Annotated in this window: 13 protein-coding genes; 9 read left to right on the forward strand and 4 right to left on the reverse strand. The window is 60.1% G+C overall.

Going from position 1 to position 12,566, the window contains the following annotated elements:
- Positions 1 to 99: 99 nt before the first annotated feature.
- The 7 genes from IB248_RS06420 (at position 100) to IB248_RS06450 (ending at position 6,391) form a co-directional block, all read left to right on the forward strand.
- Positions 100 to 378, forward strand: coding sequence for an acyl carrier protein (locus IB248_RS06420; RefSeq protein WP_007533215.1), 279 nt, complete (start codon positions 100 to 102; stop codon positions 376 to 378).
- A gap of 113 nt (positions 379 to 491) precedes the next feature.
- Complete coding sequence (locus IB248_RS06425; RefSeq protein WP_018854723.1) at positions 492 to 974, forward strand: 3-hydroxyacyl-ACP dehydratase FabZ family protein; 483 nt, start codon at positions 492 to 494, stop codon at positions 972 to 974.
- On the forward strand, positions 971 to 2,167 hold the full coding sequence (locus IB248_RS06430; RefSeq protein WP_018854724.1) for a beta-ketoacyl-ACP synthase: 1,197 nt from the start codon (positions 971 to 973) through the stop codon (positions 2,165 to 2,167). Before IB248_RS06425 ends, IB248_RS06430 begins: the two co-directional genes overlap by 4 nt.
- An 11-nt stretch (positions 2,168 to 2,178) precedes the next feature.
- Positions 2,179 to 3,465, forward strand: coding sequence for a beta-ketoacyl-ACP synthase (locus IB248_RS06435; RefSeq protein WP_192240564.1), 1,287 nt, complete (start codon positions 2,179 to 2,181; stop codon positions 3,463 to 3,465).
- Between the two features lie 54 nt (positions 3,466 to 3,519).
- The gene (locus tag IB248_RS06440; RefSeq protein ID WP_018854726.1) at positions 3,520 to 4,548 is read left to right on the forward strand and encodes a zinc-binding dehydrogenase; all 1,029 of its coding nucleotides are present in this window, start codon (positions 3,520 to 3,522) and stop codon (positions 4,546 to 4,548) included.
- Positions 4,549 to 4,552: 4 nt separating this feature from the next.
- Positions 4,553 to 5,488 (forward strand): lipid A biosynthesis lauroyl acyltransferase, encoded by a 936-nt coding sequence (locus IB248_RS06445; RefSeq protein WP_018854727.1) that lies wholly within the window; start codon positions 4,553 to 4,555, stop codon positions 5,486 to 5,488.
- A 183-nt stretch (positions 5,489 to 5,671) separates the two neighbouring features.
- The gene (locus IB248_RS06450) at positions 5,672 to 6,391 is read left to right on the forward strand and encodes a PAS domain-containing protein (protein ID WP_037088996.1); all 720 of its coding nucleotides are present in this window, start codon (positions 5,672 to 5,674) and stop codon (positions 6,389 to 6,391) included.
- On the opposite strand, the gene IB248_RS06455 is transcribed toward IB248_RS06450, so the two are convergent.
- From IB248_RS06455 to IB248_RS06465, 3 genes are all read right to left on the reverse strand, one after another.
- Positions 6,392 to 6,745, reverse strand: coding sequence for a VOC family protein (locus IB248_RS06455; protein ID WP_018854729.1), 354 nt, complete (start codon positions 6,743 to 6,745; stop codon positions 6,392 to 6,394).
- A 9-nt stretch (positions 6,746 to 6,754) separates the two neighbouring features.
- The gene (locus IB248_RS06460) at positions 6,755 to 7,153 is read right to left on the reverse strand and encodes an SRPBCC family protein (RefSeq protein ID WP_192240565.1); all 399 of its coding nucleotides are present in this window, start codon (positions 7,151 to 7,153) and stop codon (positions 6,755 to 6,757) included.
- A 69-nt stretch (positions 7,154 to 7,222) separates the two neighbouring features.
- Positions 7,223 to 8,008 carry a helix-turn-helix domain-containing protein gene (locus tag IB248_RS06465; RefSeq protein ID WP_192240566.1) on the reverse strand — a complete coding sequence of 262 codons (786 nt, stop codon included), beginning with the start codon at positions 8,006 to 8,008 and terminating at the stop codon, positions 7,223 to 7,225.
- 126 nt (positions 8,009 to 8,134) lie between these two features.
- On the opposite strand from IB248_RS06465, the gene gndA reads away from it, so the two are divergent.
- On the forward strand, positions 8,135 to 9,586 hold the full coding sequence (gndA, locus tag IB248_RS06470) for an NADP-dependent phosphogluconate dehydrogenase (protein WP_192240567.1): 1,452 nt from the start codon (positions 8,135 to 8,137) through the stop codon (positions 9,584 to 9,586).
- An 80-nt stretch (positions 9,587 to 9,666) separates the two neighbouring features.
- Here the strand turns inward: gndA and IB248_RS06475 are convergent, their stop codons facing one another.
- Entirely contained in the window at positions 9,667 to 10,710 is a 1,044-nt protein-coding gene (locus IB248_RS06475) for a LacI family transcriptional regulator (protein WP_062371141.1), read from the reverse strand.
- Between the two features lie 454 nt (positions 10,711 to 11,164).
- On the opposite strand from IB248_RS06475, the gene IB248_RS06480 reads away from it, so the two are divergent.
- Entirely contained in the window at positions 11,165 to 12,400 is a 1,236-nt protein-coding gene (locus tag IB248_RS06480; protein ID WP_025660692.1) for an ABC transporter substrate-binding protein, read from the forward strand.
- Positions 12,401 to 12,566: the final 166 nt, after the last annotated feature.

Here is a 12,566-nt window from a genome sequence, read left to right on the forward strand (position 1 = left end):
GGTCGTGCAAATTGCGTGCCGGGAGGGAGGAAAGCATTGGCTTTTTGAAATGGATTTGCCTATGAGGAGGGTTAACTCGTCATTTCAAGAGGTAAGTGCGTGACCGCCACATTCGATAAAGTTGCCGACATCATTGCAGAAACCAGCGAGATCGATCGCGATACGATCAAGCCGGAAAGCCATACGATCGACGACCTCGGTATCGACAGCCTCGACTTCCTCGATATCGTCTTCGCGATCGACAAGGAATTCGGCATCAAGATCCCGCTCGAGAAGTGGACGCAGGAAGTCAACGAGGGCAAGGTTTCCACGGAAGAATATTTCGTGCTGAAGAACCTCTGTGCCAAGATCGACGAGCTGCGCGCCGCCAAGGCCTGATTGGCGCCGTCATCTTTTTCTCCGCCCTGCCGCTGTTAACCATGGCGGCCGGGCGGTTTCGTTCCTAAGTAGGCCTAGCCGCAGGGCAGGTATCCTTGTGGCCGGAGGATTCGATGCTACTGGAGTACTTCCAGATGATTGACCGCATCGAGGCGGTCAACCTTCAGAAAGGGACGCTCAAGGCGCGCTCTGTCGTGCCTGCGAAAAGCCCGGTCTTTGAAGGTCATTTTCCCGGTATGCCCCTGGTTCCCGGTGTGCTGCTGATCGAAACGATGGCGCAGGCATCCGGCATGCTCGTGCTGGCGGCCACCGATTTTGCCGCAATGCCGTTCCTGATGTCCGTCGACGGGGCCAAGATGCGTACCTTCGTGGAACCCGAGGCGGTGTTGGACATCGAGGCGTTTCTGGAACACGACGGCTCCGGATTTGCGGTAACCAAGGCAAAGATCACGAGCGGCGGTAAGAAGGTCTGCGACGCGCAGCTCAAGCTGCGGACCATGCCTTTCAGCGAGGTTCCGCTTGGAGATATCGTCAAGAAGCGTGCCGCTGAAGTTGGCCTCATGGATGCGATTGCTTCGCAGGGAGTAAATGAATGAGCAAGGCTCAGAATGATGTCGTGATCACGGGCGTCGGCATTGTAACGTGCCAGGGCGTCGGCAAGGAGCCGCATATCGCGCTGCTCACTGCTGAAGGCGCGCCGCAGACAATCGTCGAGCTTGAGAAATTCAAGCCCTATCCGGTCCACCCGCTTCCGGAGATCGACTGGTCGCAGCAGATCGCCAAGCGCGGCGACCAGCGGCAGATGGAAAACTGGCAGCGTATCGGTGTTTTCGCCGCTGGTCTCGCTCTCGATGACGCCGGCTTCAAGGAAGACGCGGAAGCCTGCGGCACCATGGACATGATCGTCGCTGCTGGCGGCGGCGAGCGCGACATCAATGTCGATACGCTGATCGTCGACGAAGGCCTGAAGCGCAACGACCGTGAGGTTCTCCTGAACGAAAAGCTGACGACGGAACTGCGCCCGACGCTATTCCTGGCGCAGCTGTCCAACCTGCTCGCCGGCAACATTTCCATCGTCCACAAGGTTACCGGTTCTTCGCGGACCTTCATGGGCGAAGAGTCCGCTGGCATCTCCGCTGTCGAGACGGCCTTCCATCGCATCAAGTCGGGCGAATCGACGCACGCACTGGTCGGCGGGGCTTATTCGGCGGAACGTCTGGACATGGTCCTCCTGTTCGAGGCGATCAATGTCTACTGCCGCAACGAATGGCAGCCGCTTTGGTCCCGAGATCACGGCGGCGTCATTTCTGGATCGCTCGGCGCGTTCCTCGTCCTGGAGTCGCGCGCGCATGCGGACGCACGTGGCGCGCACATCTATGCGTCGATCTCGTCCATTGAAGGCGATCGCGGCAATCGCAACTCGGGCAACCTCGAGAAGCGCCTTGAGCGATTGCTGGAAACCGCGTCCGACCTTCCGCCGGAGAGCACCGCAATCTTCTCCGGCTCTACGGGCATTCCTGACCTCGCCGGCCGTGAGAAGGCCGTGCTCGAGCGTCATCTGCCTGGCGCCGCTGTTCGCGGCTTCGGCGGTGTCACCGGCCATGGACTTGAGGCGCATTTTACGCTCGGCCTGGCGCTGGGGGCGTTGGCCGTCGACAGTAAGGCGAAGATTCCGGTCTTCGATCAGGCCCATGAAAAGCCGATGGCGGCCGCGACCAAGGCGGCCGTCGTTACTACAGTCGGTCATCAGCGCGGCGAAGGCGTCGCGGTTCTTTCCGCGGAAGCGTGAGGAGTGTGCAAATGAAAGATTCGGCTTACAAGGATCACCTCGGCCGCCCGATCGTCGCAGTGACGGGTGTCGGTATCATCACCTCGCTGGGGCAGGGCCTGAAAGATAACTGGTCAGCACTGACCGCCGGTAACTCTGGCATTCATGCGATCAATCGTTTTCCGACCGAGGGACTTTCGACCCGCATCGCCGGAACCGTCGATTTCATCGACATTCCGGTCGCGAACGCAGTCGAACGCTCTTACGCGTTTGCCCGTGAAACCACGATCGAAGCGCTCGCCGATGCTGGTATCAGCGGCGATTTTGATGGTCCGTTGTTCCTTGCTGCGCCGCCGATCGAGCCGGAGTGGAGCGCGCGTTTCGATCTCGCCGACCGTTCGCCGCCGGCCGATCATGCCGGGGATGCCTATGACCGGTTCCTGGCTGCTATGCGCCAGCGCCCGGACGGCGCTTTCCATGAGGCGTCGCTGTTCGGCGCAATTTCCGAGCGCCTTGCCGATCGTTTCGGCACACGCGGTCTGCCGGTGACATTGTCGACCGCCTGTGCATCAGGCGCGACTGCAATCCAGCTCGGCATCGAGGCGATCCGCCAGGGTCGTAGCTCGCGAGCGCTTGCGGTAGCGACCGACGGCTCTGTCAGCGCGGAGGCACTCATCCGCTTCTCGCTGCTTTCGGCTCTCTCGACGCAAAACGATCCGCCGACCAAGGCCTCCAAGCCGTTCAGCAAGGATCGTGACGGTTTCGTCATTGCCGAAGGTGCCGCCACACTGGTGTTGGAGTCGCTCGAGGCAGCTGTCGCGCGCGGCGCGAAGATCCTCGGCATCATGAAGGGCGCTGGCGAAAAGGCCGACTCCTTCCATCGTACCCGTTCGTCTCCCGACGGCGGCCCGGCGATTGCGACGATCCGCGCAGCGCTGGCGGATGCTGGCATGGGCGAGGGCGATGTCGGCTACATCAATGCCCACGGCACCTCGACGCCAGAGAACGACAAGATGGAATATGCTTCCATGCTGGCCGTGTTCGGCGAGCGGATGGCGTCCATCCCGTTGTCGTCGAATAAGTCGATGATCGGTCACACGCTGACGGCTGCGGGCGCGGTGGAGGCGGTGTTCTCGCTGCAGACGATGCTGACGGGCACGCTGCCGCCGACGATCAACTACACCAACCCCGATCCATCGATCGTTATCGACGTGGTGCCAAACAAGAAGCGGGAAAGCCAGGTCAACGCCGTGCTTTCCAACTCCTTCGGCTTCGGCGGGCAGAATGCCAGCCTTGTCATGGCGCTCGAACCGGCTTAATCGGTTCCCGACAAAACATCGAGATAGAACGCCCTCGCGGCGAAGGACTTTGCCATGCGCGCCTTGCAACTGATTGACGATCGCAAGCTTGAGATCACCGACCTTCCAGAACCGGCCGCTCCCGGCCCGGGTGAGGTTACGCTGCGCGTCAAGGCAGTGGCTCTCAATCACATCGACGTCTGGGGCTGGCGCGGCATGGCGTTTGCGAAGCGCAAGATGCCGCTGGTGATCGGCGCGGAAGCTGCGGGCGTTGTCGAAGCGATCGGGCCGGGCGTTGCCAATGTCCTGCCGGGCCAACTGGTGTCGATCTATGGTGCACGTACCTGCGGCCTCTGCCGTCCGTGCAGTGAGGGCCGCGACAATCTCTGTGAGCATGTTTCCGGCGTTCATGGTTTCCATCTGGACGGTTTTGCGCAGGAAAAGGTGAACCTGCCTACGCGCCTCCTCGTTCCGGCCCCTCCCGGGGTTGATGCCATCGGCGCGGCGCTTGCTCCAGTGACCTTTGGAACGGTCGAGCACATGCTGTTCGACAACGCCAAGCTGGAACCGGGCGAAACCATCCTCGTGCACGCCGGCGGCTCCGGCATCGGCACGGCGGCGATCCAGCTGGCGAAAAAGATCGGCTGCACCGTCATCACGACTGTGGGCTCCGACGACAAGATCGAGAAGGCCAAGGCACTCGGCGCCGATCATGTCATCAACTACCGCACCGACCGCTTTGAAGGCGTCGTGCGCAAGCTCACCAAGAAGAAGGGCGTCGACGTCGTCTTCGAGCACGTCGGCAAGGATACGTGGGCGGGCTCCATGCTCTCGATGAAGCGCGGCGGGCGTCTTGTCACCTGCGGTTCTACCTCGGGTGTCTCCACCGACATGAACCTTATGATGCTCTTCCAGCAACAGCTGAAGCTGCTCGGCTCGTTCGGCTGCCGCATGGAGAACATGGCGAATGCCATGCAGAAGATGGGGCGCGGACTGGTCCATCCTGTCATCGACACCGAAGTCGGCTTCGACGACATCGACCGCGCACTGGAGCGCATGGAGTCGCGCCAGATCTTCGGCAAGATCATCCTCAAGATGGATTGAGCCCTTGAAGCTCTTCATCACTAAGGTCGTGCTGGCCCTCATCCACTTTCGCCAGTGGTTGATCGCCCAGGCGATGTTCGGTTTTCTGAACTTCCTGAAGCTGTTTCCGGCTGACGGTGCGATCAACTTTGCCGACTGGCTGACGCGAAAACTCGGCCCGCGCGTGAAGCGCCACCAGCTGATGCTGACCAATCTGCGCAACGCGTTTCCTGAGAAGAGCGAAGCGGAGATCCAGGAAATCGCGCTGGCGAGCTGGGGGAATATGGGGCGTCTTGCCGCCGAGTATGTGTTTCTCGACCGGCTGTTCGATTTCGACTATTTGAGCAAGGAGCCGGGCCGGGTCGAGGTGTCGGGGATACCGATCTTCATCGATCTGCTGGAAAATCCGCGCCCATTCATCGTTTTCACTGCGCACACGGGCAATTTCGAGCTGCTGCCGGTAGCCGGCGCGGCATTTGGCCTTCATGTGTCGGTGCTGTTTCGCCCCCCGAACAACCCCTATGTCGCGAAGAGAGTTTTCGATTTTCGCAGCGCACGAATGGGCAAGCTCGTGCCGTCTCATGCTGGCTCGTCTTTCGCGTTGGCGCGGCAGCTGGAGGCGGGGCAGGGCGTTGGTGTCCTTGTGGACCAGAAATTCCGCAAGGGACTGAAGACAAAGTTCTTCGGGCTCGACGCCCAGACCAATCCGCTGCTCGGAAAGCTCGTCCGTCAATTCAACTGCGAGGTCTATCCTGCACGCTGCATCCGGCTTCCGGGAAATCGCTATCGGCTGGAAATCGAGCCGAAGCTCGCGATGCCCCGGGATAGCAACGGCAATCTCGATATGGTCGCGACGGCGCAGCTCTTGAACGACAAGGTGGAGAGCTGGGTGCGGGAGTATCCCGAGCAGTGGCTCTGGTATCACGACCGGTGGAAGATAAAACACGACGTGTTCAAGTAAGCCTGCGTCGATCCCTATATCTCATCATTGAAAAACCTGCGCCCGCGTTCATTGAATATGAACCTACGTCATGTTAGCGATTGCCATCAAGGCGAGTGGCTAAGCGCTGTTGGCTTCAACTTGCGTGACGCATAGCTCGGTCGATCTCGGTCGCATTCGTTCACGGAATGCATTGGAGGCGTCTTGCTGGGTCTTTTTCGAGCGTTCTCATTGTGTTGTGCGCAGATTGATGCGGCGATCGCCGTCGGTGACGACGCGCGCGTGAACATGCTGGATCGCTCGGTCGAACCGCTCGTCGACGCAATTCTCGGGCATGCCGCTACGAGCATTCTTGAAGTTCATATGCAGCTGGAATTCATCAGTTGCCTTATCGACCAATATGCGGACGACAGTGAGACCGTTCGCGGTTATGTCGCGCTGCTTTCGGCGCTTATGGAAAGGTACTTCGGGGGATCTGCACCCCGTTGGCGGATGCCGCCGGTTGAGCGACAGCCTGTTACCGATCCTTTTGCGTTCGCGCCGAGCGTCGACAATGGCCACTTTCTGAATGCTGCAATCCTCGATGCGATGCCCGACCGTGTCGCGGTGCTGACGAGGGACTATCGCTATCTTTATTCGAACACCGTCAACTCGGCATATCTTGGCCGGAAGCCAATCGATATGATTGGTCGTCACGTGATGGAGTTTATTGGCGAGAAGCGCTTTCACGAAGGCGCGAAGGCAAAGCTCGACGCTTGTTTTGCGGGGCGTGGCAGCGACTACGCCTACGAGCGCCACGACAGCGACGCGGTGAAGATCGTCCACTGCCGCATGTCGCCATTGCGAGATTCGTCTGGAAGTGTGATCGGGGCCTTGATCATCTTGCAGCACGCGGGAGCGAAGGCGCCGACCGTCGTCGCGTAATCAGGCCTTCGTCCACACGGCAAGTTCATATCCGTCCGGATCACTGAAGTGAAACCTGCGTCCACCGGGGAAGCCGGTGATGGGTTTTACGATGGTTCCGCCGGCAGCTTCCACGCTTGAAAGGGCGGCCTCAAGATCATCCGCGTAGAGAATGACGAGAGGCCCGCCGGGCCGGGGATTGCCTAGCGTCGTAAACCCGCCTTTCAGCCGTCCGTCATCAAATTCGCAGTATTCGGGACCATAGTCGGTAAAGGTCCAGCCGAAAGCCTTGCCGTAGAACGCCTTGCAGGCCTCTATATTGCTGACGTTAAATTCGACGTAGTCGATGCGTCGGTTGTCCCCTGTTGCAGCCATGATCGCCTCCTATGCTTCCATCAACGCCTTGAGTGCCGTGAGATCTTTCGCGACGTGGGTGGCATCGGCCTCGAACTGCTCGTCCGTCATGCCCGGGATGCGCAACAACGTGAACATGACCTCGCAGCCATCGCCGTTCGGCACGATCCGCAGTGCGTTGTAGACCCGTAACCCGCTCTCGATCGTCACTGTGTGGTCGATGACGCCGAACTCGTTGTTCGGGACGAAACTGACCTTGACCGTGCCGAGCGGACCAGTGGCAATCCAGTCGTCGCCGTTGCGTTCCAGCCCGGAGGCCAGTCCAGAGGCCCAAAGCGGCATGTTCTCCGGGGCGGCGGCAAAGGCATAGACGTCGCGCCAGTTCCTGTCGATGGAGCTGTGGACGATCCTTGCGGGCATCGTAGACATGGCATTTTCCTGTGTTGCTCTCAATGGAGATAGCAGAACGGCCAGTTTCATATTGAAGAAAACGGACGTTCAACCGGTTATCTGCTGCTGAAGCTGCATGGGCGTCAGCGTAGAAATTTCGCGCGCATCTCGGGTCATATGCGCCTGGTCGGCATAACCGGCTGCCACCGCCAACTCCGCGAGCGGAAGGCTCTTGCTGCTCCGGCAGAGGCCGAGCATGCGCTGAAACCGGCGAATTCGCGCAAGGGTCTTCGGTCCGTAGCCGAAATGGGTGTGGCAACGCCGGCGAAGCTGGCGCGCCCCGATGGACAGGTCCTCGAGCATCGCGTCGGCCACGTCGCCGGACTGCGAAATACCGCTTGCGCGCGCAAACACCGAGGCCATGTCACCGGCCGGCGCGATGCGTCTGGCGGCCTCCTGCTCAAGTGCGGCTTTTAACTGCAGCAACCGTTCGTTCGATCCGACACCGACGCCCAGCAATTCATTCAATCTCAAGGCCGCCGCGCCCCAGAAGTCCTCCAGAGGAATGGACTGTCCGACGATGTCGCAGAGCTGCACCTTGAGCCACCCGGCTGCGGCGCCCGGAGCGAAGCGCGCACCCACTATCCTCTCGCCACCGGCAAGCGACGGAAAGGCACTGCTGCGGTCCGGTCCGGCCACCATCAGCGTGCCACCCATCCAGACGATGTCGCAATAACCGTCCGGCACGATCGCTATCCTATCGGCTCCGCTGCGGATCTCGTGTGACCAAAGACAATGAAAATGAGCGCCAAGCACAGGCGAGGGCGCATACTCCGTGTATCGGCCTGCGCGAGCGGCCAGAACGGCCTCCTCCTGTGTTGCTGCGCGGCTCATTGGTCCTCATCCTGTAAGATCAAGTGGGAATATGGCTTACTTTGCAATGCCGGCAATACGAGGCCGATTCGAAGCCGAATCGAACTTGCCGTTTGAGCCAGAGAGTGCCACAACACCGGTCCAAAAATGACACATCGGAGGTGTATCGTGGAAAAGGCAGAAATCGGGCTGATCGGCCTTGCGGTCATGGGTTCCAACCTGGCGCTCAACATTGCGGAGAAGGGCAACAAGATTGCTGTCTTTAACCGTACACCTGAGAAAACGGACGAATTCTACGAAAGCGCCGGCGATCTGAAGAAGCAGATCATTCCCTGCAAGACGATCGAGGAGTTCGTCGAAGCGATCCGCCCGCCGCGTCCGATTATCATCATGATCAAGGCCGGTGAGGCCGTCGATCAGCAGATGGAAGCACTGCGCCCGCATCTTTCCAAGGGCGACATCATGATCGATGCCGGCAACGCCAACTTCCGCGACACGATCGCCCGTTTCGACCGCCTGAAGAACACCGACCTCACCTTCATCGGCATGGGTGTCTCGGGTGGTGAAGAGGGTGCACGCCATGGGCCTTCGATCATGGTCGGTGGCACCGAGGACTCCTGGAAGCGCGTCGAGAAGGTGCTGACCTCGATCGCCGCCAAATACAACGATGATCCTTGCGTTGCCTGGCTCGGCAATGACGGTGCCGGCCATTTCGTCAAGACGATCCACAACGGCATCGAATATGCCGACATGCAGATGATCGCCGAAATCTACGGCATCCTGCGCGATGGTCTCGGCAAGAGCGCCAAGGACATTTCCGGCATCTTCGGCGAATGGAACAAGGGTCGCTTGAACTCCTACCTGATCGAGATTTCCGAGAAGGTGCTGGCCGCGAGTGATCCGGTCTCCGGTGGCCCGATGGTCGACATGATCCTTGACAAGGCCGGCCAGAAGGGCACCGGCAAGTGGTCGGCGATCGAAGCGCAGAACATGGGCATTCCGGCAACCGCGATCGAAGCCGCCGTTGCCGCCCGCAGCCTGTCGTCGATGAAGACCGAGCGCGAAGCCGCCGAGAAGATCTTCGGCAAGCCGGAATACAAGTTCCCGATCGCCTACGGCCCCGAACTCAACAAGGATCTGGAGCTGGCGCTGTTCGCCGCCAAGATCGGCGCTTATGCGCAGGGCTTCGCCGTCATGGCGGAAGCATCGCGCGAGTTCAACTGGTCGCTGCCGATGCCTGTCATCGCCAAGATCTGGCGAGCCGGCTGTATCATCCGCTCGCAGTTCCTCGACGAGATCACCTCGGCCTTCACCAAGGCTCCGGATGCTGCCAACCTGGTCGTGACGCCTGCCTTCTCCGAGATGGTCAAGGAATCGATCCCGGCGCTGCGCCGCGTCGTTGCGGCGGCCCTGCAAGCCGGCCTGCCGGTTCCGGCGCTGACCTCGGCGCTGACCTATTTCGACGCCTATCGCCAAGGCCGCGGCACCGCGAACCTGATCCAGGCGCAGCGTGACTTCTTCGGCGCGCACGGCTTTGATCGCCTCGACAGCAAGGACTTCCACCACGGCCCGTGGGGTAGCGGTGCGGCGACCTTCTGAGCCGGCGCGCGTTCCCTAAATGAAAAAGCCCGGCCGGAGCTGGGCTTTTTTGATTCTCGCCGCTTTGGTTTCCTGTTGGGTCAGTCGAAGACGCCGTCCGGCCAGGTCGGCTGGCTGACGCTCTGCAGCTTTTCGGGCGGAACGCCTTCGATGCGGCCGATCACCGCGCGGGCGAGTTCGCGGCCGGCCTCGCGAACGTCCTCGAAACAGGTGATCATATTCGGTCGTATCCAGTTGAGGATCTCCGTCGATTGCTTCGAGACGAGGTCGACGTCGCGACCGACGACGCAACCGGCAGCCTCTACACCGGCATTGACGGCGATCGCGCCGGCGGCCGAGGAGGAAACGATGCCATCTGGCGCATGCGAGGAACGCATCAGTGCTTCCACCTCGTCGCGTATCTGCTGCAACGGCGCGTCGATGTTGACGCGCAGCGGGATCTCTTCGGCGCCATAGACATGCAGCGCCGTCTGGAAGCCGATCCGCGTATGGGCGAAATAGGTGAGCCGGCCTGGCGGCGGCAGCAGCGCTATCTTCCGACGGCCTTTGGCGACGAGGGCGCGGACGGCCTGATAAGCGTAAGCCTCGCTGTCGAAATCATGATAGGGATGTACGAGATCGCTCTCGGTGCGCCCGTGCGTGGAGAAGGGCATGTTGCGTTCGATCATCAGGCTGACGCGAGGGTCGTCGGGCTCGATTCGCGAGATAATAACGCCGTCGGCGGAGCCGGTGTCGAGAATGTAGCGGACCGGTAATAGCGGATCCTTGGCGATGGAATAGGGCGTCACGACGAGGTGATAGGGCGTGCCCGACAAAACGTCCGAAATGCCGAAGACAATCTGGCTGGTGAAGCCCATGATCTCTTCGTCGATGCTGAGCACGAGCGCGATGACGTTGGTTTTGCCGGTTCTGAGGCGCACGCCCGCTCTGTTCGGCTGATAGCCGAGCTGGCGGGCGACCATGCGCACGCGCTCCTTGGTTTCGGCACCGATATCGGGCGCATCCTTCAGGGCACGCGAAACGGTGGTCACACCGAGGCCCGTCATGAAGGCAATCGTCTTGAGCGTCGGCCTCTCCCGCTGGAGCACGCCGGTGGCGTCTCCGAATTTTTCGTTATTTTTCATCCCTCTAGACCATCCTATGCGATTTGGTCCGCTTATAGAGTCTTTTTAGAAGCGTCGTAAGCGCAAGTGCGACCAAAGATGCTCCTCCCTCAGACAGCGAAATCTGTAACGATACAGTAGAATTGTCGAGACCTTTTTCGCGTTTGAACAGCATGGGTGCGCCCATAGGTTTAGTCGTGGTGTTTTGCTCACATTTTTTGCACCTGCGAATGAAACGTGCTGCCGAAAATGCGATAACGACGATATTTTGTGCGTTAAAACAATTCGATAATCCAGATTGTGCACTTGCTCGCTCGTTGTGCTTTCCACGCTCTCCCGTGCAAAAATCAACGCCATTATGCAGTCTGAGATTGCAAAGAAAAAAGTTTAGAAATTTTTCATCGGCTGGCTGTTGCGCGAAAATATCGATTGCACTAAGTTTTTCCGGCAACGTTTCAGTGAGGGAGGAGAACTCATGAATTTTCGTTTGATCGCGGCTGCACTTGCCGCTTCCGTCGTGCTGCCGCTCGGTGCGGCGAACGCGACCGATCTTGAAGTCACCCATTGGTGGACTTCTGGTGGCGAAGCCGCTGCCGTGGCAGAACTCGCAAAGGCATTCGACGCGACCGGCAACAAGTGGGTCGACGGTGCGATCGCCGGCTCCGGCGGTACCGCGCGTCCGATCATGATCAGCCGCATCACCGGCGGTGATCCGATGGGTGCCACGCAGTTCAACCATGGTCGTCAGGCCGAAGAGCTGGTTCAGGCTGGCCTGATGCGGGACCTGACCGACGTCGCCACCGCCGAGCACTGGAAGGACATCGTTCGTCCGTCGAGCCTGCTCGATTCCTGCACGATCGACGGCAAGATCTATTGTGCCCCGGTCAACATCCACTCCTGGCAGTGGCTGTGGCTCTCCAATGCAGCCTTCAAGAAGGCTGGCGTTGAAGTGCCGAAGAACTGGGACGAATTTGTCGCCGCCTCTCCGGCGCTCGAAAAGGCCGGCATCGTTCCGCTCGCCGTTGGCGGTCAGCCCTGGCAAGCTGCCGGCGCGTTCGACGTGCTGATGGTTGCCATTGCCGGCAAGGATACCTTCCTCAAGGTGTTCAAGGACAAGGACGCTGAAGCGGCTGCCGGTCCGGAGATCGCAAAGGTTTTCAAGGCCGCCGATGACGCTCGCCGTATGTCCAAGGGCAGCAATGTTCAGGACTGGAATCAAGCAACCAACCTCGTCATCACGGGCAAGGCCGGTGGCCAGATCATGGGTGACTGGGCGCAAGGCGAGTTCCAGCTGGCTGGTCAGAAGGCCGGTACCGACTACACATGCCTTCCGGGCCTCGGCGTGAACGAAATCATCTCCACCGGCGGTGATGCCTTCTACTTCCCCCTGCTCAAGGACGAAGAGAAGTCTAAGGCACAGGCTGTGCTTGCCAAGACGCTTCTCGATCCCAAGACGCAGGTTGCCTTCAACCTGAAGAAGGGCTCGCTGCCAGTTCGCGGTGACGTTGACCTTGGTGCAGCCAACGACTGCATGAAGAAGGGTCTCGACATCCTCGCAAAGGGCAATGTGATCCAAGGTACCGACCAGCTTCTGTCGGCGGATAGCCAGAAGCAGAAGGAAGACCTCTTCTCGGAGTTCTTCGCAAATCCGTCGATGACGCCGGAAGCCGCTCAGAAGCGCTTCGCTGAAATCATCGCTTCTGCCGACTGATCGTCGCTTTTCCGACGCTGTTGCGATCCGGCTCCGTGTGACGGAGCCGGATTTGCCTGGAACTCCCATCGTGTCCGGGTGGCGGCAGCGCTCGAGGCTGGTAGCAGCTGATGCAGGGCATCCGGCCTTGGTGTGGGAGTGAGAAGAGGAGGCGACCGGTAGACGG

Source organism: Rhizobium sp. RHZ01 (assembly GCF_014851595.1).
GTDB classification, from domain to species: Bacteria; Pseudomonadota; Alphaproteobacteria; order Rhizobiales; family Rhizobiaceae; genus Rhizobium; species Rhizobium altiplani.